At 72.7% G+C, this 20,543-nt stretch carries 17 protein-coding genes; 2 read left to right on the forward strand and 15 right to left on the reverse strand.

The window, feature by feature from the left end:
* Nucleotides 1-107: 107 nt before the first annotated feature.
* The 3 genes from ffh to FZ103_RS13495 form a co-directional block, all read right to left on the reverse strand.
* Nucleotides 108-1,706 carry a signal recognition particle protein gene (ffh, locus tag FZ103_RS13485; RefSeq protein ID WP_186356253.1) on the reverse strand — a complete coding sequence of 533 codons (1,599 nt, stop codon included), beginning with the start codon at nucleotides 1,704-1,706 and terminating at the stop codon, nucleotides 108-110.
* Between the two features lie 100 nt (nucleotides 1,707-1,806).
* Entirely contained in the window at nucleotides 1,807-3,030 is a 1,224-nt protein-coding gene (locus tag FZ103_RS13490) for a hypothetical protein (RefSeq protein ID WP_156001518.1), read from the reverse strand.
* A gap of 435 nt (nucleotides 3,031-3,465) precedes the next feature.
* Nucleotides 3,466-4,773, reverse strand: a complete 1,308-nt coding sequence (locus tag FZ103_RS13495; RefSeq protein WP_156001519.1) for an ammonium transporter — start codon at nucleotides 4,771-4,773, stop codon at nucleotides 3,466-3,468.
* 966 nt (nucleotides 4,774-5,739) lie between these two features.
* Here FZ103_RS13495 and FZ103_RS13500 point away from each other — a divergent pair.
* The gene (locus tag FZ103_RS13500; RefSeq protein WP_156001520.1) at nucleotides 5,740-6,681 is read left to right on the forward strand and encodes an ABC transporter ATP-binding protein; all 942 of its coding nucleotides are present in this window, start codon (nucleotides 5,740-5,742) and stop codon (nucleotides 6,679-6,681) included.
* A complete protein-coding gene (locus tag FZ103_RS13505; RefSeq protein ID WP_156001521.1) occupies nucleotides 6,668-7,465 on the forward strand; it encodes an ABC transporter permease subunit in 798 nt (265 codons plus the stop codon). Before FZ103_RS13500 ends, FZ103_RS13505 begins: the two co-directional genes overlap by 14 nt.
* Nucleotides 7,466-7,554: 89 nt before the next feature.
* Here the strand turns inward: FZ103_RS13505 and ftsY are convergent, their stop codons facing one another.
* The 12 genes from ftsY to rsmD all read right to left on the reverse strand — a co-directional run bounded on the left by ftsY (nucleotide 7,555) and on the right by rsmD (nucleotide 20,500).
* Nucleotides 7,555-8,709, reverse strand: coding sequence for a signal recognition particle-docking protein FtsY (gene ftsY / locus FZ103_RS13510; protein WP_156001522.1), 1,155 nt, complete (start codon nucleotides 8,707-8,709; stop codon nucleotides 7,555-7,557).
* 122 nt (nucleotides 8,710-8,831) lie between these two features.
* Nucleotides 8,832-9,866, reverse strand: coding sequence for an iron ABC transporter permease (locus tag FZ103_RS13515; protein WP_186356254.1), 1,035 nt, complete (start codon nucleotides 9,864-9,866; stop codon nucleotides 8,832-8,834).
* A gap of 7 nt (nucleotides 9,867-9,873) precedes the next feature.
* On the reverse strand, nucleotides 9,874-10,821 hold the full coding sequence (locus FZ103_RS13520; protein ID WP_186356255.1) for an ABC transporter substrate-binding protein: 948 nt from the start codon (nucleotides 10,819-10,821) through the stop codon (nucleotides 9,874-9,876).
* 685 nt (nucleotides 10,822-11,506) lie between these two features.
* Nucleotides 11,507-15,076, reverse strand: a complete 3,570-nt coding sequence (gene smc / locus FZ103_RS13525) for a chromosome segregation protein SMC (RefSeq protein ID WP_186356256.1) — start codon at nucleotides 15,074-15,076, stop codon at nucleotides 11,507-11,509.
* Nucleotides 15,077-15,521: 445 nt separating this feature from the next.
* The gene (locus FZ103_RS13530; RefSeq protein WP_156001524.1) at nucleotides 15,522-15,713 is read right to left on the reverse strand and encodes a hypothetical protein; all 192 of its coding nucleotides are present in this window, start codon (nucleotides 15,711-15,713) and stop codon (nucleotides 15,522-15,524) included.
* Nucleotides 15,714-16,001: 288 nt separating this feature from the next.
* Nucleotides 16,002-16,301, reverse strand: coding sequence for an acylphosphatase (locus FZ103_RS13535; protein WP_186356257.1), 300 nt, complete (start codon nucleotides 16,299-16,301; stop codon nucleotides 16,002-16,004).
* 27 nt (nucleotides 16,302-16,328) lie between these two features.
* Entirely contained in the window at nucleotides 16,329-17,195 is an 867-nt protein-coding gene (gene mutM / locus FZ103_RS13540; RefSeq protein ID WP_186356258.1) for a bifunctional DNA-formamidopyrimidine glycosylase/DNA-(apurinic or apyrimidinic site) lyase, read from the reverse strand.
* 7 nt (nucleotides 17,196-17,202) lie between these two features.
* Nucleotides 17,203-17,946: a ribonuclease III gene (gene rnc, locus FZ103_RS13545; protein WP_186356259.1), complete on the reverse strand. Its 744-nt coding sequence runs from the start codon at nucleotides 17,944-17,946 to the stop codon at nucleotides 17,203-17,205.
* Nucleotides 17,947-18,297: 351 nt separating this feature from the next.
* On the reverse strand, nucleotides 18,298-18,474 hold the full coding sequence (gene rpmF / locus FZ103_RS13550) for a 50S ribosomal protein L32 (protein WP_186356260.1): 177 nt from the start codon (nucleotides 18,472-18,474) through the stop codon (nucleotides 18,298-18,300).
* Between the two features lie 107 nt (nucleotides 18,475-18,581).
* Nucleotides 18,582-19,160, reverse strand: coding sequence for a DUF177 domain-containing protein (locus tag FZ103_RS13555; RefSeq protein WP_186356324.1), 579 nt, complete (start codon nucleotides 19,158-19,160; stop codon nucleotides 18,582-18,584).
* A gap of 201 nt (nucleotides 19,161-19,361) precedes the next feature.
* Nucleotides 19,362-19,853 carry a pantetheine-phosphate adenylyltransferase gene (coaD, locus tag FZ103_RS13560; RefSeq protein ID WP_186356261.1) on the reverse strand — a complete coding sequence of 164 codons (492 nt, stop codon included), beginning with the start codon at nucleotides 19,851-19,853 and terminating at the stop codon, nucleotides 19,362-19,364.
* A gap of 65 nt (nucleotides 19,854-19,918) precedes the next feature.
* Nucleotides 19,919-20,500, reverse strand: a complete 582-nt coding sequence (gene rsmD, locus FZ103_RS13565) for a 16S rRNA (guanine(966)-N(2))-methyltransferase RsmD (protein WP_156001526.1) — start codon at nucleotides 20,498-20,500, stop codon at nucleotides 19,919-19,921.
* Nucleotides 20,501-20,543: the final 43 nt, after the last annotated feature.

Here is a 20,543-nt window from a genome sequence, read left to right on the forward strand (position 1 = left end):
CATGACGGCCGTCTCACCCGGACCGGCGGCAGGCCGATGCGCGCCCCGGAGCCGGTTCGGCCCCGCCCTGCCGGGCGCCCGGCACCCGCCGGGACGCCGGCCGCGCGTCACTTCTTGGGCAGTTTGAAGTTCGACAGGTCGGGCATGGAGCCGCCGCCCAATCCAGGCGGCAGCTGCCCGCCGCCGCCCAGGCCGGGAGGCAGCTGGGGAGCCTGCTGCTCGTCGCCGCCCTCTTCGCGGCGGCGCCGGCGCTCCTCCTCGCGCTCGGCCTCCTGCTGCTTGGCCTTGAGCGGGTTGCCGCTGCGCTGCTTGCCCTTCTTGGCCTTCTTCGCCTGGGCCTTGGCCTTCTTGCGGCCGCCGCCTCCGCCCGGCATCCCGGGCATTCCCGGCATGCCGCCCATGCCGCTGTTCTTCATCTGGCGCATCATCTTCTGCGCCTCGAAGAAGCGGGTGACCAGCCCGTTGACGTCGCTGACCTCGGTACCGGAGCCGTTGGCGATCCGCAGCCGCCGCGAGCCGTTGATGATCTTGGGGTTGCCGCGCTCGGCCGGGGTCATCGACCTGATGATCGCCGTGATGCGGTCGAGGTCCTTCTCGTCGACGTTGCTGATCTGGTCCTTCATCTGCGCCATGCCCGGCATCATGCCGAGCAGGTTGCTGATGGGACCCATCCGGCGCAGCATGCCCATCTGCTGCAGGAAGTCGTCGAGGGTGAAGTCCTCGTCGGAGGCCAGCGTGCTGGCCATCTTGGCGACCTCGTCCTCCTCGAACGTGCGCTGCGCCTGCTCGATGAGGGTGAGGACGTCACCCATGTCGAGGATGCGCGAGGCCATCCGGTCGGGGTGGAAGAGGTCGAAATCTTCGAGCTTCTCGCCGGTGGAGGCGAACATGATCGGCCGGCCGGTGATGTGCCGGATCGACAGCGCGGCACCGCCGCGGGCGTCGCCGTCGAGCTTGGTCAGCGCCACCGCGTCGTAGCCGACGCCGTCGAGGAACGCCTGGGCGGTGTTCACCGCGTCCTGGCCGATCATCGCGTCGACGACGAAGAGGATCTCGTCGGGGCGGACCGCGTCGCGGATGTCGGCGGCCTGCTGCATCATCTCGCTGTCGACGCCGAGGCGGCCGGCGGTGTCGATGATGACCACGTTGTGGTTGTTGCGCTCGGCCTGCTCGACCGAGGCGCGCGCGACCTCGACGGGGTCGCCCACGCCGTTTCCGGGCTCGGGCGCGAACACGGGCACGCCGGCGCGCTCGCCCACCACCTGCAGCTGGGTGACGGCGTTGGGCCGCTGGAGGTCGGCGGCCACCAGCAGCGGAGTGTTGCGCTCGCCCGCCAGCCAGCGCCCGAGCTTGCCCGCCAGAGTGGTCTTACCCGAGCCCTGGAGGCCGGCGAGCATGATGACGGTCGGAGGGGTCTTGGCGAAACGGATCTCGCGCGTCTCGCCGCCGAGGATCTCGACGAGCTCCTCGTTGACGATCTTGATGACCTGCTGCGCCGGGTTCAGCGCCTTGGAGACCTCGGCGCCCTGGGCGCGCTCCTTGATCCGCGCGATGAAGGCGCGGACGACTGGCAGCGCGACATCGGCCTCCAACAGCGCGAGACGGATCTCGCGCGCGGTCGCGTTGATGTCCTCCTCGGACAACCGCCCCTTGCCGCGCAGCGAGGAGAAGACCGAGGTCAGCCGGTCGGATAGCGTCTCGAACACGAGTGTGGCCAGTCCTTCGTCTCGGGATTGGCTTCCTAGGTTACCTGCCGGGACGCGCCGCGCGCGCCCCGGCGGGAAACGTTCGGCGCCCGCTCCGCGATCAGTCGCCGGCCGACTCCTGCGCGGCCGGCGACTCCGAGGGGCTCGCCGAGGGCGAGGAGCCCGCCAGCACGGCGTCGCGCTGCTCCTCGATGGCCGCGACGAGCTCTTCGCGGGCGTCGCCGCTGAGGGCGCTGGTGGACAGGCGGGCGTCGCCGCCCATCTGGTAGGTCTTCGGCGAGGTGCTCGGCGCGAGGTCGTAGTCGACGCCGCAGGAGAGGTCGACGGTCCCGCCGGACTTGAGGGAGCCGGAGTCCTCGCACTTCTTGGAGCCGAGCTCGTCGTTCTTCACCGTGGCGTTCATGCGCACGATGACGCTGGCGTCGCCGCCGGAGCCGTTCTCGGAGGAGTCCTGGACGGTGCCGGAGACCGTGCAGGCGCCGCCGGTCTCGCACTTCAGGTCGAGCTGCTCGCTCCAGCCCACCGACAGGCGCGCGTCGGGCGAGCCTTCGAGCTCCTCCTGGGCGACGGTCAGCACCTCCTCGTAGAGGGACTCGACCTCGCCGGACTCGGGGACGGTGAAGTCCAGGCGGGTGCGCGGGCCGGACTCGGCGCCCTCGGGGGTCAGCTGCTCGATCTCGGCGCGCAGCAGCCGGCCGGACTCCTCGCCGATCCAGACCCGGTTGTGTTCGCCGCCCTGCAGGTCGACCCGGTAGGCGGTGGTGCCGTCGAGGTTCTCCAGCCGGGCCTTGCCCCCGCTGGGGGCCATACCGCCGATGATGTCGGCCAGCTGCGAGGGCGCCAGCATCGACGAGGGGTCGACCCCCAGCTGGTCGCCGGAGAGGCGCACCCAGCTGCTCGCGTAGTCGGCGGAGTCGGGGTTGGCGATGCTCTTGTCCAGCCAGAAGGCTTCGGGGGCGTTGGCGAAGAGCTTGCCGTCGGCCTGCATGACCTGGGCCTCGTTCTCGTTGGTCTGCACCGTGCCGCTGGCGGTGCCGGCGCTGGTGGTGGTGAGCGAGATGTCGCTGACCACGCTCCCCTCAGCCTCCGAGATCTGGCCCTGCACGGTCACCGCCGACCGGGAGCGCAGCTTCTCCAGCGCCGATTCCAGCAGCGGGGCCGCCTTGGCCGGCGTGGGGGAGGGAGAGGCCTCCTCGCCGCCGCCCGGGCGGAACTCGCTGAGGTCGATGGAGCAGCCGGAAGCGCCGATCACGACAGCGGCCGCCGCTGCGGCGAACGCCAGGGGTCCGCGTGATCGTCGTGTGTTGGGATGAACCGGCGACATCTTGCCTCCTGGCCCCCTGCCACGGGGTGCACGTGTGTCTGCGGAACTGGCTGGATGGATCCCGGCGCACGGGCGCCGACCGGGCTCCGGGCACGCTGTGGGAGGAAGGGCGCGGGCCCGGGCGGAGAACGGGCGGGGGCCGCGGTGCGTGTCCGGCGCCCTCGTGCCGCCCAAGCGTACCCAACCCGCCGGGTGCAGGAGGCGAGGCCGGGCCGCGTGCCCGGTGGGGACCCGGCGGCCGGATCCGGTCGCGGAGGCCCCCTGTGCGCGGGACCCCGCCCCGCCGCCGCGCCGCCGCGCCGGACCGGCGCGGGTGAGTGAGGCCACAGGTGCGCACACGCGTCCGGGCCGGCGGGGGTCGTCCCCGCCGGCCCGGCGTTCGCCTCACGGCACCTGCCGACTCGGTCGCACCGCCTCCACGTTGAGCCGGGTTGGTTAGGACCGGGCCTGCTGTGAGGCCACCTCCTCGCCCGGAGGCGTCGGCGAGGAGGGCTCGGCGCCTTCGAGCTCGTCGAGCTCGTCGAAGGCGTAAGCGGTTTCGGCGTGCAGTTCCGCGTCGAGGCCGTTGGTCTCGACGTGCTCGGGGATCCGGAAGCCCATCACCAGGTCGATGAGCTTGGCGATGATGTAGGTGACCGCGAACGAGTAGACGAGGACGCCGACGACACCGACCGCCTGGACCGCCAGCAGGCCGAACGTGCCGCCGTAGAGGAGGCCCGCCGAGCCGTTGGCGGAGGAGGCGGCCAGCAGCCCGATGAGCAGCGAGCCGATGATGCCGCCCACCATGTGGATGCCGACCACGTCCAGGGCGTCGTCGTACTTGAACTTGTACTTCCAGCTGATCGCGTAGGCGCAGACGCCGCCGGCGATCAGGCCCAGCGCGATCGAGCCCAGCGGCGTGAGGTCGGCCGCGGCCGGGGTGATGGCGACGAGGCCGGCGACGGCGCCGGAGGCGAAGCCCAGTGCGGTGGCCTTGCCGTAGCGGATGCGCTCGACCAGCATCCAGGCCCCGGTGGCGGCTGCCGTGGCGACCTGGGTGTTGAGCAGGGCGAGCGCGGCGGTGCCGTCGGCGGCGTAGGCCGAGCCCGCGTTGAAGCCGAACCAGCCGAACCACAGCAGAGCGGCGCCCAGCAGCACGAACGGAAGGTTGTGCGGCCGCATCGACTCCGAGCCGAAGCCCTTGCGGCGGCCCAACACGAAGGTGAGCGCGAGCGCGGCGGCGCCGGCGTTGATGTGCACGGCGGTGCCGCCGGCGAAGTCGACGACCCCGTAGCCGCCGATCTCCAGGGCGCCGATCCAGCCGTCGCCCCACACCCAGTAGGCCACCGGCGAGTAGACCAGCAGCGACCACAGGGGCACGAAGAGCAGCCACGCGCCGAACTTGGCGCGGTCGGCGATGGCGCCGCTGATCAGGGCCACGGTGATGACGGCGAACATCATCTGGAAGCCGACGTCGAGCAGCACGGGAATGCCGCCGTCGACCTCGCCGATGAGCCCCGTGACGCCCAGGTAGCCGAGGCCGCCGACGAGAGGCCCGGCCGTGTCATAGGCCAGGGAATACCCCGCGACGACCCACAGCACGCTGACGAGCGCGATGCTCGCGAAGCTCATCAGCATCATGTTCAGCACGCTCTTGGCCCGGGACATGCCTCCGTAGAAGAAGGCCAGCCCCGGAGTCATGAGCATCACCAGCGCAGAGGAGATCAGCAGCCACGCCGTGGTGCCGCTGTCGATGCCTTCCATTGTGTCGCCTCCATAGATCGGGCGGGGGATTGCTGCGTTCGTCCGAGGGATGGATCGGCGAGCACGCCATCGGGCTCGACGAAGATCACCACGACCGCCACCTTCGGGGCCGCGTGTTTCCCCGCGCCGCAGCATGTGTTGCGCCGGCGTAAAGAGATGGCGAGCGGTGTTACGGGATGGTGAATGAACTGGTCAGAGCGGTCGCCGGGGGCAGTCGGGGCGACTGGGGGCACACCCGGCGCCCTCGGTGCCGGCGGAGTCTCGTTAAGAATGCGCTAGGTCGGGCCTGAGACGGCCCCCGATGGGGAATGGTGGGATCGCGCACGTCCATCCGCTCGAACGAACGCGAAGTGCGATGCTCAAGGCCGAAGAGAGCCCCCGGGATCCGCCCCCCGCCACCGCAGTGGGGCACGCGGCGCCGTCCGAGACGGCCCGCCGCTCCCCCGCGTCCTACAGGCCGACCCGCGTACACGCGGGAGGCATGGCGCGCTGACGCGCCCGGTGCGGTGCGCCGGTGCGCGGCAACGCCGTCTTCCCCGCATGGGTCGGCAACGGGTCGTTCACTTCGGCGCGGCGCCTGAGCGCCTGCCTTTCACCGCTTCGCGAGACGGCGGCTCCCGCCGCGACCCGGCTTCCTCCGGTGCGCCGGCGGGGCCGCGGGCGCCTGCCGCACCACGCAGCCCGGCCACCGCCCGGCCGGCGTCATCGGCGACGGCGGATCCGGCCGAGCGGGGCCGTACCCGCATGCGGAGACTCCCGCCTGCGGGCGTGTCCCGGTGCCGCGGCGGCGCGGGCCTGCCGGCCCGGCGGCCTGCGCGTCTTCGCGCCTCGGCGCGCCCGCGCAGCCGTCCCGCGCTCGCGGGGCGCACGCGGCCCGGTGTGCGCCGCACCGCCACGCGAACGACCATGCGAACCTCCCGGAACACGAGCCGGGAACCAGTGGCAAGCGCAGAATCGAGATATGCCATGACCGCCGATCCCCTACCGGTCATCAGCTGCCGAGGGCTGACCAAGAGCTACGGGCGCCACCGCGCCCTGTCGGGAGTCGACCTCACCGTCGCGCAAGGCGACGTCTTCGGCTTCCTCGGTCCCAACGGGGCCGGCAAGACCACCACGATCCGCATCCTGCTGGATCTGATCCGGCGCGACTCCGGCGAGGTGACCCTGCTGGGCGGCGACCCCCGCCGCGACGGCGTGCGCCTGCGCCGCGACATCGGCTACCTTCCCGGTGAACTGCCCATGACCAGCAGGCGCCCCGCGCGGGAGCTGCTGACCTTCCTGGGCCGCCTGCGCGGCGGCGTCGACCGGCGCGAGATCGAGGCGCTGGCCGAGCGCTTCGGCCTGGACCTGAACCGCCCGGTGCGCGGCCTGTCCAAAGGCAACAAGCAGAAGGTGGGCCTGGTGCAGGCGTTCATGCACCGGCCGCGGCTGCTCATCCTCGACGAGCCCACCAGCGGACTGGACCCGCTGCTGCAGCAGCAGTTCCTGGACCTGGTGCGCGAGGTCCGCGCCGAGGGCCGCACCGTGTTCATGTCCTCCCACGTCCTCAGCGAGGTCCAGGACGTCGCCGACCAGGCGGCGATCATCCGGGCCGGGCGGATCGTGGCGCTGGAGGACATGGACGACCTGCGCGAGCGGGCGCTGCGCCGGGTCACGCTGACCTTCGCCGAGCCGGTCGACGCCGAGGAGTTCTCCCGGCTGGAGCACGTGCGCGACGCGTCGGTGGAGGGCACGACGCTGACCTGCACCGTCGAGGGAAGCCCCGACGCGCTGGTCAAGGCCGCCGCGTCGCATACCGTGCTGGGACTCACCAGCGAGGAACCCGACTTGGAGGAGCTGTTCTTCACCCACTACAACAACGGCCGCGGCCCGGCGCCGCAGGAGGAGGGCTCCGATGCCGGTGCGTGACATCTTCGGCAAGTTCCTGATGGACAGCCGCCGCGGCATTCTCGGCTGGATGATCGGCGTGGGGGCGGTGACGGCGCTCTACAGCTCCTTCTGGCCCTCGATGGAGGCCAGCGGCGAGGCGATGCGGGCCTTCATGGAGCAGATGCCCCGGCTCGCGGAGTCCATGGGCTGGTCCGACCTGTCCACGGCCGAGGGCTACCTGGGCAGCACGGTCTTCGGCCTGCTCACGCCGATCCTCGTCTCGATCGCGGCGATCGCCTTCGGCACCCGCGCCGTCGCCGGGGAAGAGGAGGAGGGGGCGCTGGAGCTGGTGCTGTCCCACCCCGTCAGCCGCTACCGCGTGATCCTCCAGCGCTTCGCCGCCCTCGCGGTCTTCGTCGCGCTGCTGGGCGCGACCATCTGGGTGGTGCTGGTGGCGCTGGGTCCGGCGCTGGATCTGGGCATCCCCGTGGGCAGGCTCGCGGCGGCGGCGCTGGCGACGGCGCTGATCGGGTTCTGCTACGGCGCGCTGGCGCTGGCGATCGGCGCAATCACCGGCCGCCGGGCCTACGCCATCGGCGGAGCCGCCGTCCTCGCGGTGGTGGGCTACCTGGGCAACACCTTCGCGCTGCAGCAGGAGGAGCTGGAGTGGATGCGGTTCCTCTCGCCGTTCTACTACGCGCTCGATCCCGAGCCGCTGATCAACGGCATCGACGCCGGCTACACGGCGGTGCTGGTGGCGATCCCGCTGGCGCTGGCCGCACTGGGCACCGCCCGGTTCGCCCGGCGCGACGTGCTCGTGTAGCCGCGCGGGCGGTGCGGTGAACCTGGCAAACGGCCCGGCCGATCGGAGGTCCTCCGTTCGGCCGGGCCGGTCGGGCCGGTCGGGCCGGCCTACTGCGCGGCCTGGTCGTCGAGGATGGCGTCGACGAACGCCTCGGGGTCGAAGGGCGCCAGGTCGTCGGGCCCCTCGCCCAGGCCGACGAGCTTGACCGGCACACCCAGCTCGCGCTGGACCTGGATGACGATGCCGCCCTTGGCGGTGCCGTCGAGCTTGGTGAGCACGATGCCGGAGATGTCGACCACCTCGGCGAACACCCGCGCCTGGCGCAGCCCGTTCTGCCCGGTGGTGGCGTCCAGCACCAGCAGCACGTCGGCGACCTGGGTCTTCTTCTCGATGACGCGCTTGACCTTGCCGAGCTCGTCCATCAGACCGGTCTTGGTGTGCAGCCGCCCGGCGGTGTCGATGATGACGGTGTCGGCGCCGTCATCCATGCCGCGGCTGACCGCCTCGAAGGCCACGCTGGCCGGGTCGGCCCCCTCGTCCCTGCGGACCACGGGGGCGCCCACTCGCGAGCCCCAGGTCTCCAGCTGGTCGGCGGCCGCTGCGCGGAAGGTGTCGGCCGCACCCAGCACGACGCTGCGGCCGTCACCCACGAGCACCCTGGCGAGCTTGCCGGCGGTGGTGGTCTTACCGGTGCCGTTGACGCCGACGACCATGATCACCGCGGGAGCGGCCGGGTGCGGTTCGGTGTGGACGGTGCGGTCCTGGTCGGTGGTGATGTGCTGGAGCAGCTCGGAGCGGAGCAGCCCGCGCACCTCCTCGGGGGTGCGGCTGCCGAGGACTTTGACCTTGGTGCGCAGGCCGTCGACGATCTGGGAGGCCGACGTGACGCCCACGTCGGCGGTGATCAGGGTGTCCTCGATCTCCTCCCAGGCGGTCTCGTCGAGCCGGTCGGACGACAGCAGGCTCAGCAGGCCCTGGCCGAAGACGTTCTGGGAGCGCGCGAGGCGGGCGCGCAGCCGCACCAGCCGGCCCGCCGACGGGGGCGGGGTCTCGATCTCCGGCGCCGCGGGCGCGGCTTCGGGGGCGGGGGCACGCTCGCGCTCCGCGACCTCCTCGTCGGGCTCCGCCGTGGTCGTGCCCGCGGGGCCGCCCTCGCGCTCCTCCGGCGGCGCCTCGGGCCGGCGCGGCCGGATCAGGAAGGCGCCGCCGACCACCAGGAGGGCGACGACGAAGATGATTACGGCGAAGATCGTGTAGTCCATCAGTCTCCTAGCGTGTGCGTGCGCCCTGGAAGCCGATGCCGCGCTCAAGCCTCGGACGTGGGAGGAGCAACGGATTCCAGTCTCCCAGATCGCGCCTGTCGATCAGGTCACGCGCCGGTGTCTCAGCCGGCTCTGTTGCGTGTCGTCCGCAGGATGAACACGAAGAACGGGGCGCCGAGGAAGGCGGTCACCACTCCCAGCGGGAGTTCGGCGGGCGCGATCAGGGTGCGGGCGGCCACATCGACCAGGACCAGGAAGGCGGCGCCGCTCAGCAGCGACATCGGCAGGATCATCCGGTAGCCGGTACCCACCAGGCGCCGGACGATGTGGGGAACGACGATCCCCACGAATCCGATCAGCCCGCTGACCGATACGGCCGCGGCGGTGGCCAGGGAGGCCGCGGCGACCACCAGCAGCCGCGCCGCCGTGGCGTTGAGTCCGAGGCTGAGCGCCTTCTCGTCGCCCAGCGCCAGCAGGTCGAGCAGATAGCCGCAGCCCATCAGCACCAGCACGCTCACCGCCGCATAGGGCGCGATCATCGCCACGTCGTCCCAGCCGCCGCGGCCCAGCCCGCCCAGCATCCAGGCGTAGATGCGGCGCAGCTCCTCCACCCGGACCATCTGCACCAGGTTTTGCGCCGCGGAGAGGAAGGACGACACCGCGACCCCGGCGAGCACCAGCGTCGCCGTGCCGCCGCCGCCCGCCACGGCGCCCAACGCATAGGCCGCGGCCACCCCGGCCAGCGCCCCGGCGAAGGCCGCCACCGGCACGATGGCGCGCGGCGCGTCGACCAGGTCGGCGCCGAAGGCCAGCACGAGCGTGGCGCCCAGCCCAGCGCCGCCGGCCGCCCCCAGCAGGTAGGGGTCGGCCAGCGGGTTGCGGAAGACTCCCTGGTAGGCGGCTCCGGCGCTGGCCAGCAGCCCGCCGACGAGCGCACCCAGCACCACGCGGGGCAGCCTGAGCTCGACGAGCACCGCCTCTTGAAGCCCGCTCAGCGGCGAGTCCACCGGGCTGAAGGGAAGGCGCCCCAGCAGCGCGGCGGCGATTTCGACGGGGCCGATGGACGCCGCGCCCGCCGCCACGCCAACCAGCGCGCAGGCGGCGAGCAGCGCCAGCCCCAGCGGCGGCCACAGCCAGGCCGCCCGCTTGACCCTCACCGCTGCGCTACCCCTCCTGGGCGGCGGCTGTGACGGCTTCGGAGACGCTCTCGGCCAGGTCGACCACGCGCGGACCCCAGCGCGAGGAGACGTCGGGGTCGAGCTGGACGACGTCGCCGTTGCGGACGGCGGTGACGCTGTCGAAGGCGGGGCGCTCGCGCAGCGCCTCGACGGCGCCGTCGCCGCCGTAGGACAGGAAGATCAGGTCGGGGTTCTCCTCGACGATGTACTCCGAGGACAGCTGCGGGTAGCCGCCGGCGGCGTCCTCGGCGGAGTCGGCGATGTTCTCCAGGCCGAAGCGGTCGTAGACCTGCCCGATGAACGTGTCGGAGGTCGCCGAGTACATGCCCTCGTCCAGCTCGTGGTAGACGCTGAGGTCGGTGTCGCCGACCTCGGCGGTGGTCTCCTCGACGATCTCCTCGACGTCGGACTCGACCCGGTCGGCGACCTTGTCGGCCTGCTGGGCGTGTCCGGTCGCCTTGCCGAGCATGCGCATCTGCCCGTAGGCCTCGTCGAGGGTGGTCGCGGCGGGGATCAGCAGCACGGGGACGTCGACCTTGCGCAGCTGCTCGGCGGCGTCGGCGGCGTCGCGCGCGAGCACCACCAGGTCGGGGTTGTACTCGCTGATGGCCTCGACGCTGGGCGTGAACCCGGACAGGTCGGTGGTCGGCGCTTCCTTCGGGTGGTCGGAGTACTCGTCGGCGGCGACGACCTCGTCGCCCGCGCCGACCGCGAACAGCATCTCGGTGGCCGTCGGCGACAGCGAGACGATGCGCCGCGGCGGGGACTCGATGGCGACCTTGCCGGAGGCGTCCTCGACGGTCACGGGGAACGCGCCGGTGTCCTGGTCGCCCGCCTCCTGCTGGTTCTGGCCGGCGTTCTGCGGGCCGCCGCAGGCGGAGAGAGTGAGTGCCGCCAGCAGCAGTGCTGCGGGCAGGCGGCGTGCGCTTGGCACGGGACTCCTTCTGGGGTCTCGATGGGCGCGGCAGAGAAGCGGAGCCCGCGCGCGGCGCGGTGCGGTCCGCCCTCCCGCGAGGACAGTGGGCCGCGGCACCGAAGAGGCGACCTGGCTTGCCCGCCCCGAAGGGCGGGTCTCACAGTTGCGGGGCAGCGCCGGATTCGCGGGGCCGGCCGGGGCCGGAGACCGCACCGGACTTCGCTCGCTCGGTGCCGTTGCCCTGCGGAATCGGACCGCAGGGCGCTATGTCCACTTTAACCGCTTCGCACCGTGATCACCGGACGGGGGTACCGGCGGCCCCGGTCACCTGCACCGGAGGCCGTGTTCGAGAACTGCGGAGGCCTCGCTTCCCAGGAACCCACCGGGCACCACAGGGAACCCGCCACCACCGAGCTGCGGCAATGGGCGCGCCTCGCGCAGCGCGGTCGCGGCTTGCCGCCGAGCGCACGCGGTACCTCTCGGATGGAGCCGCGCCACCGGTGGCCGGGTTCCAGAACAAAAGGTGCACCGTGCACTCGGCGGCAAGCCGGCTCTGAATAGATACGTGGCGCGAAGCGCCTCCGTTGGGGCGGTGGCGGGTGACGGGCGGGCGCTACGCGCAACCCAGCCCCATTGCCGCAACCGCTGTGGTGGCGCCCCCCGTGGTTCCCGGGGGTCCCTCGCCGCCCGCTCGGCGCCGGGCTCACGGCCCCGGGGTGTCGCGGTCCAGCTTCTGGCTGATGACCTGGGAGATCCCGTCGTTGTGCATGGTCACGCCGTACAGCGCGTCGGCCGCCTCCATGGTGCGCTTCTGGTGGGTGATCACGATGAGCTGGGAGGACTCCCGCAGCTCGTCGAAGATCACCAGCAACCGCTGCAGGTTGGTGTCGTCGAGCGCGGCCTCGACCTCGTCCATGACGTAGAACGGCGAGGGCCTGGCCTTGAAGATGGCGGCGAGGAAGGCCACCGCGGTCAGCGAGCGCTCGCCGCCCGAGAGCAGCGAGAGCCGCTTGACCTTCTTGCCCGGCGGGCGGGCCTCCACCTCGACTCCGGTGGTGAGCATGTCGCCGGGTTCGCTGAGCACCAGCCGGCCCTCGCCGCCGGGGAAGAGCCGACCGAAGATCTGCGCGAACTCCCGCTCGACGTCGGCGAAGGCCGCCGAGAACACCTCCTGCACCCGCGCGTCGACCTGCTCGACCACGGACAGCAGGTCGCGCCGGGTCTTCTTGAGGTCCTCCAACTGGGCGTTGAGGAAGGCGTGGCGCTCCTCCAGCGCGGCGTACTCCTCCAGCGCCAGGGGGTTGATCTTGCCGAGCTGGTTGAGCTGGCGCTCGGCGCTGCGGGCGCGCTTCTCCTGCACCTCGCGCACATAGGGCACGGCGACGGCCTCGTCCTCCTTGGCGTCGGCCGGCGGCGGAACGGGCACCCGGGGGCCGTACTCGGCGACGAGCACGGACACCTCGATGCCCATCTCCTCCACGGCCTTGGTCTCCAGCTGCTCCAGGCGCAGTTTGCGCTCGGCGCGCGCGACCTCGCTGCCGTGGACGACGTTGACGAGCTTCTCCAGTTCGACCGACAGCTCGCGCACCCGGGCGCGCACCGTCTTCAGCTCGGCGTCGCGCGCGGCCCGCTCCTCATCGGCCTGCTTGCGCTGGGCGTCGGCGTCGGCCAGCGAGTACTCGATGCGCTCCAGCGCCCGGGCCGCCGACTCGGCGACGGCCTCGGCGATCCGCGACTGGCTGCGGCGTCGGGCGCGGCGCTCGGCGGCCCTGCGGCGCGCCTCGCGCTCGGCCGCGGCGGCCCGCAGCAGGCTGTCGGCGCGGCCGGAGATCGAGCGCACCCGCTCCTCGGCGGTGCGCACGGCCAGGCGCGCCTCGGTCTCGGCGGCGCGGGCGGCGCTGGCCCGCTCGGCCAGCTCGTCGCGGTGGCCGGTGTCGGGCTCGCCGTCGTCGACCGGCTCGGCCTCGGCCTCGGCGAGCCGCTCCTCCAGCGCCGCGAGGTCGTCCAGGTCGCTCTGCCGGCCGGCGGCGGCCTTGGCCGCGGCGGCGGTGTAGCGCTCGACCTCGGCGGCGGCGGCGCGGGCCTGGCCGCCGAGCTTGCCCAGCTGCTGGGCGACGTCGTTGCGCTGCTTGTCGGCGGCCCGGCGCCGCGCCGTGACCTCGTCGAGGGCGGCCGCGAGCTCGCCGCGCTCGCTCTTGGCCGCGGCCAGGCGCTCGGCGGCCTCCTCGGCCGCACCGGTGGCGGCGGCGAGCCGCTCGGCGGCCTCGTCCACGGCCGCCTGCACCTCCAGCAGACTGGGTGCGGTGGCCGAACCTCCCTCGACCAGGCCGGTGCTGTAGAGGTCGCCGTCGGCGGTGACGGCGCGCAGCCGCGGGTGGGCGGCGAGCAGGTCGCGGGCCTGGTCGGCGTCGGAGACGAGCACCACGCGCTCCAGCAGCGCGGTGACGGCCGGCCGCAGTCGCTCGGGCGGCGTCACGGCGTCGGCGGCGTAGCGCAGTCCGCCCGGCAGCGGCGGCCAGTCCGCGCGCTCGGCGCCGCCCGCTCCGGCGGAGCCGCCGATGACGACGCTCGCGCGTCCGGCGTCCTCGCTCTTGAGCAGCTCGACGGCGTGCCGCGCCGTGTCGGGGTCCGCGGCGGCGACGGCCTCGGAGGCGGCCCCGAACGCGGCGGCGACGGCCGTCTCGTGCCCGGGCTCGACCTCGACCAGGGCGGCCAGGGACCCCAGCAGGCCGGGCAGGCGGTCCTGGGCGGCAAGCAGGGCAGCGGCGCCGTCCTTGCGATTGAGGCCCATCTCCAGGGCCTCCTTGCGGGCGGCGAGGGCGGCGCGCTCGCGCTCGGCGCCGCGTTCGGTCTCGCGCAGCTCGTTGAGGCGGGCGTCCATCTCGGCCAGGCGCCGCTTGGCGTCCTCCTGGGCGGTGTCGAGCTCGGCGTCGCCCTGGTCGAGGCCGGCGGACTCGGCTTGGGCGCGCTCGTACTCGGCCGTGGCCTCCTCGGCGCGTTCGCGGGCCTCCACCGCCGCGGCGTCGAGCCGCTCGACCTCGGCCTCACTGGCGGCGAGCCTGCTGCGCAGCGCGTCGACGCGCCCGCGGAGCTTGGCCAGGCCCTCGCGGCGGTCGGCGGCGGCGCGGGAGGCGGCCGCGATGCGCTCCTCCTCCGCCTTCAGCTCCTCTTCGGCGACGGTGCGCTCGCCGACGGCGCTTTCCAGGTTCTCGCGGGCGTCGTCGAGCCGATACTGCAGCTCCTCCTCCTGGGCGCGCGCCTCCTCGGCCTCGCGCTCCAGCTCGGCGGGGTCGCGCCCGGAGCGCTCCTGGTCGGAGTCGGGTTCGGCGGCGAGGTTGCGGTGGCGTTCGGCCGCCAGCGAGGCCACGGCGCTGAGGCGCTCCTTGAGGCGGGAGAGGCCGTGGTAGGTGTCCTGGAGGCGGGCGAGGACCGGCGCCGCCTCGCCGGCGGCGGCGTCCAGCGCGGTCTCGCGCGCCTGGGCGTCGGCCAGCGCCTTCTCGGCCGCCTCGCGGCGGGTGCGCACGGCCGCCTCGTCGGCCTCCTCCTTCTCCAGAGCCTCGCGCAGGGTGACGATGTCGTCGGCGAGCAGGCGCAGCCGGGCGTCGCGCAGGTCGGCCTGGATCACCGCGGCGCGCCGGGCGAGCTCGGCCTGCCTGCCCAGCGGTTTGAGCTGGCGGCGCAGCTCGGAGGTGAGGTCGGTGACGCGGTCGAGGTTGCCCTGCATCGCATCCAGCTTGCGCAGCGCCTTCTCCTTGCGCTTGCGGTGTTTGAGGATGCCCGCGGCCTCCTCGATGAGGGCGCGGCGCTCCTCGGGCCCGGCGTGCAGCACAGTGTCGAGCTGGCCCTGGCCGACGATGACGTGCATCTCCCGGCCGATTCCCGAGTCGCTGAGCAGGTCCTGGATGTCCAGCAGCCGGCAGGTGTCGCCGTTGATGGCGTACTCCGAGCCGCCGCTGCGGAACATGGTCCGCCTGATGGTGACCTCGGTGTAGTCGATGGGCAGCGCGCCGTCGGAGTTGTCGATGGTCAGGCTGACCTCGGCGCGGCCGAGCGCGGGGCGGGAGGAGGTGCCGGCGAAGATGACGTCGTCCATCTTGCCGCCGCGCAGGGATTTCGCGCCCTGCTCGCCCATGACCCAGGCCAGTGCGTCGACGACGTTGGACTTGCCCGAGCCGTTGGGCCCCACGACGGTGGTGATGCCGGGCTCGAAGCGCAGGGTGGTCGCCGAGGCGAAGGACTTGAAGCCGCGCAGCGTGAGCTTCTTCAGGTACACGCCACTGGCCCCCCTTGCCTGTCCGGTCGCCGGGCCGCGCTCGCACGGCCCGGGGATCAAGGGTGCCATGAACCGGAGGCGTCCGTCTGCGCAACCGCCCCGGTGTCGGTACGCCGCCGCCTGCGGCGCGACCCGCCCGAGAGCGCCCCGAAGCGCCTGGGGCGACGGGGCGCGCGGGCGGTTCGTCGGGAGAGGCGCCGGGCGGCGATGGCGCCGAAGACGCGGCGCCGGGTCTCCCCCGTGAGTGTCGCGGGCGGCGTTCGCGGCCGGCACGCGGCCCGAAGCGTCCGCCTGAGGGGATCGGCTGACCGCACGCCCGGATGAACACGGGATGCGGATCAGGTGAACGGGTTCGTTCGGTCGGGGATCAGTCCCCCGATGCCCCGCGCAGGGACGCCGGTCGAAGCAGGCGTCCCTTTTTCACGTCGCGGGTGCTCGCGGGACTTCAGGCGAGCGCGGGCTCGCGGTCGGTCGCGGGAACAGCGACATCGGTCACAGCCGCGGAGAGCCGGTCGTTTCGCGCCTGAAGCCGACTGATCTCGTCTTCGAGGTCACGTACTCGTTTCTGCAGCCGGCGCATCTCCTGAACCATCTGAGGGTCAGGACCTCCGACGTGGCCAAACAGAGCCTTCGCCATGATGTGGGTCCTCCACACTGAGTGACCAGATTCGATTCACGCACATATGAGCTTCGGGAGCGCCGCTCGTGCTCGGCTGCCCCCGGATGGGAAAGGCGCGCGGTCTGCTTTCCAGAATCTCACCATGGGCGTTGCTGGTCAAGGTTGTATGAATCAGTCAGTAACACACTGTAATCGGGCAGGTCGCAACACACGACCCGAACAAGGGGCACCCCATGCGCGCGTCCAGCTGCCGATAGGCGGCGCCGAGACAGGTGCCCGCGGATCGCGTTGCTCCTCTAAGGATACTCACCGCTCGGTGAATCCGGAGAACGTGCCCCGGGGATTCTCCCATCTCTCGACGACCCCCGCCACCTCTCCGGGCGTCTCGGCGCTGTGCAGCAGGGCCAGCAGCCGCTCGCAGCTCTTGCGGGGCCCCTCGGCCACGACCTCGACCCTGCCGTCGCCCAGGTTGGTCGCGGCGCCGGTCAGCCCCAGTTCCAGCGCGCGGGAGCGCACCCACCAGCGGAAACCCACTCCCTGCACCCGGCCGCGCACCCACGCGGTCAGCCGTGCGGCGGTGTCCTGCTCGCCTTCGTCGCCTGCCACGGGACTCCCCCCACTCTGTGCTCGGTCTCACGTGCGCGGAGCGCGCTGGCAGCGCGGGCAGCTGTAGGACGAGCGGTTCATGAAGGCGTCGCGCCGGATCGGGGTCCCGCAGCGCTCGCACGGCATGCCGCGCCGCCCGTAGGCCTTCAGTCCGCGCTCGAAGTAGCCGCTCTCGCCGTTGACGTTCACATACAGGCTGTCGAACGAGGTGCCGCCGGCCGCCAGCGCCTCGCGCAGCACGTCGCGCAACCGCTCCAGCAGGGTGCTCACCTGCGCGCGGCGCAACGTGGCCGTTGGACGCGCCCAGTGCAGCCGCGCCCGCCACAGCGCCTCATCCGCGTAGATGTTGCCTACCCCGCTGATAAGGGACTGATCCAGCAGCGCGCGCTTGACCTCGGTGCGCCGGCGCCGCAGCAGGGCGGAGAACGCCTCGTCGTCGAAGGCGGGGTCCAGCGGGTCCAGCGCGATGTGGCCGATCACCGAAGGCACCCCGGCCGAGCGCCCCCGCGCGTCGTCCACCAGCGGGTCGACCATGAGGTGGCCGAACGTCCGCTGATCGACGAAGCGCAGCTCCCGCTCCGCGGGGCCCAGCCCGATGCGCACCCGCTGGTGCCGCTCCGCGGCCCTCTCGCGCGGCTGCATCAGCAGCTGGCCGCTCATACCCAGGTGCGCCAGCAGCGCGTCGCCGGAGTCCAGCGACAACCACAGGTACTTGCCGCGGCGGCGGACCCCGGAGACGGTGCGCGCCTTCAGCCGCGCGGAGAAGTCCTCGGCGCCCGCGGCGTGGCGGCGGACCGAGCGGGGGTGCAGCACCGCGACCTCGTCGACGGTGCGGCCGCACACCCAGTGCTCCAGGCCCGCGCGTACGACCTCGACCTCGGGAAGCTCGGGCACGGGCCGCTCACTCTTCGCCGAGCGCGTCGGCCTCGCCGGCGCGGGTCTTGGCCGACGCCCCGCGGATGGCCTTCCAGGCCGACTCGGCCGCCTGCTGCTCGGCCTCCTTCTTGCTGCGCCCCTCGCCCATGCCGTAGTCCTCGCCGGCGACGCGCACGGTCGCGCGGAAGGTCTTCTGGTGGTCCGGGCCGCTCTCCTCGACGTGGTACTCGGGCACCCCGAGCATCTCCGAGGCGGTGAGCTCCTGCAGGGATGTCTTCCAGTCCAGTCCCGCGCCCAGCCCCGAGGCTGTGGCGATCAGCGGGTCGAACAACCGGTGCACGAAGTCGGAGGCGACGTCCAGGCCGCGGTCCAGGTAGACCGCCCCGATGATGGCCTCCAGCGTGTCGGCCAGGATCGAGGACTTGTCGCGTCCCCCGGTGCCCTCCTCGCCGCGGCCCAGCCGGATGTAGTCGCCGATGCCCAGGTCGCGGGCGACGTCGGCGAGCGCGCGCATGTTGACCACCGCAGCGCGCAGCTTGGCGAGCTGGCCCTCGGGCAGGTCGGGGTGCTCGCGGAAGAGGGTGTCGGTGACGATCAGGCCCAGTACGGAGTCGCCGAGGAACTCCAGGCGCTCGTTGGTGGGCAGACCGCCCTTCTCATAGGCGTAGGAGCGGTGGGTCAGCGCCCGCGCCAGCACCTTGGCGTCGATCTCGACGCCGATCGCACGATAGAACTCGCGGGCCTCGGCCGCGTTGAGTTGTGGGGCCACTCGACGTTCACACTCCTGATCTCCAGCGCCGTTCGCCCAGGCGCGCGGTCGATCGCGCGGCTGTGCTCGACTGAGCCGATCAGGGACGCTCGAGGGCGAGGTGAGCGTCGCGGAGGGGCGCTGCCCCTGCCCGGCGGCCACCACGGCCTCGGGATATGCCCGAACCGGCGCGGTCGTCTTCGGTTGTCGCCAAGCAGGGAGCCGGGGCGGGACTCGGGTCGGGGCGCCCGCGGGATCCACCCGCGCGATCCCCGGCACGAGTCCGCGCGCCGCGGCTTCCTGCGTGCCGGCCCGGTGGCCGCCCGGCGGTGCGCCGACGGCCGAGTGGCCAGGGCTCCTGTGCCTACGGCGTCAGGAGACGTCGAGGACCTGGCGGTTGTTGTAGGTGCCGCACGTCGGGCAGGCGGTGTGCGGGAGCTTGGGGTCGCGGCAGCGCGGGCAGGTGACGAGCACCGGGCGCGAGGCCTTCCACTGCGAACGGCGCTTGCGGGTGTTGCTCCGCGACATCTTCCGCTTCGGGACAGCCACTTCAATCCTCCTGGGTCACCCGCGCGGTCGCGGGAGCGTTACTGGCAGGGGCGCACCCCGTCTGCGCGGGGGCACCGGGGTGCTCCACCCGCGCGGGGCGGGGCTCATCATCGGTCGCCGAACTCCTCGCCGAGGTTCCGCAGCGCCTCCCAGCGGGGGTCGACGCGCTCGCCGTGGCCGTGCTCGGGGCCGGCCTCGGCGAGTTTCGCCCCGCACTCGACGCACAGCCCCGGGCAGTCCTCCCGGCACAGCGGCGACAGCGGCAGCGCGAGCACGACGGCATCGCGCACCACTTGTTCGAGGTCGAGGAGTTCGCCCTCTAGATAGTAATCCTCCTCCTCGTCCTCGGTGTCCGTGTCCGCGGGCCCGAGACCCTCCTCGCCGGGGTAGCGGAACAGCTCCTGGAACCCGGCCTCGACGGTGTCGCGGATGGGGTCCAGGCACCGGGCGCACTCGGCCTCGTAGTCGACACGTGCCCGGCCGGTGACGAGGACTCCCTCCATCACGGCCTCAAGCCGCAGGTCGAGTTCGATCGGCGCGCCCTCGGGCACCCGCGCCATCCCCGTGGCGAGGTGCGCGGGAGCGGGCACGGATCGCTCGACGGTGCGCATGGATCCGGGCTGGCGCCCCAGTGGCCGGGTATCGACCACCAGCGGGGCCCGGGCGTCTAGACGAGTCAGAGTGATCGCGCTTTCAGCAGTGCCGCCCCGCGCAGCGGGGGCGGCGGGTCGGTGGTCTCCGGAGCGGTTTCCCGGACGACTTTCGGACAAGGAAGAGCGGCCACACCCGGAACGAAGGCGTAGCCGATCAACCAGTATAGCTACCGTCCGAGACCCGGCCCAAATCCGTCGAACGGCCGGGGGCGGGCGCCGGCCGGCCCCGGCCCCTCAGCCGTCCTCGCCGCGGGTCTTGTACTTCTCGCGCAGCCGCTGCTCGACGTTGGGCGTGACCAGGCTGCTGACATCGCCGCCGTACTGGGCGATCTCGCGCACGAGGCTGGAGCTGAGGAAGGAGTACTGGGGGTTGGCCGTCATGAACAGCGTCTCCACCCCGGCCAGCCGGTAGTTCATCTGGGCGATCTGCAGCTCGTAGTCGAAGTCGCTGACCGAGCGGAGGCTGCGGATGATCGAGCCGATGCCGTTGTCGCGGCAGAAGTCCACCAGCAGGCCGTTGAACTGCGAGATCACCACGTTGCCCATGTCCGCGGTGCACTCGCGGAGCATGGCCGTCTTCTCCTCGACGGTGAACAGGCCCCGCTTGTTGACGTTGGTGAGCACGGCCGCCACCACCTCGTCGTACTGCCGCGCGGCGCGCCCGATGATGTCGATGTGTCCGTTGGTGACCGGGTCGAACGACCCGGGGCAGACGACGCGACGCACTGGATCTTCCTCTCGACGAGCACGGGCTGCGGCGCAAGCGGTGTTCGCGGGGTGTGCCGCGGCGCTCAGCGCGGATCGGGACGGCTTGCTGCGCGACCGTACCAAAGGGCCGCCTCGCCGTATCGGCGGACCCGGTCGGGCGTGTATCCCTCGGGCCAGACCAGGTCTTCGTCGCGGTTGGCGCGTTCGACGACCACCAGCGCCGACGGCCGCAGCCAGCCGCCGTCGCGAAGCGCCTCCAGCACCGCGGAGATGTCGGCGGCACCCAGGGCATAGGGCGGATCGGCCACCGCGACGTCGTAGGCGCCGTCGCGCGGCCCCTCCTCCAGGACGCGGCGCACCCGCCCGGCGGCCACGCGGGCGCCGGGCAGCCCCAGCGCGGAGATGTTGGCGCGGAGGGTGGCAACCGCCTTGCGGTCGGACTCCACCAGCAGCGCGTGCTCGGCCCCGCGCGAGAGCGCCTCCAGCCCGATCGCGCCCGAGCCGGCGTAGAGGTCGAGCACCCGCAGCCCTTCGAAACTGCCCAGGTCCGACAGTGCCGAGGCGAACAGCGCCTCGCGGGCGCGGTCGCTGGTGGGCCGGGTGGTGCGTCCGCCGGGAACGGCGATCCGGCGCCCGCGGGCGGCGCCGGCGATGATGCGGGTCATGCCGGTCACGTTAGCGCGGGAGCGGTGCGCGCGGCGCGGACGC

Origin of the sequence: Streptomonospora sp. PA3 (assembly GCF_009728995.1) — a bacterium.
Lineage (GTDB): Bacteria > Actinomycetota > Actinomycetes > Streptosporangiales > Streptosporangiaceae > Streptomonospora.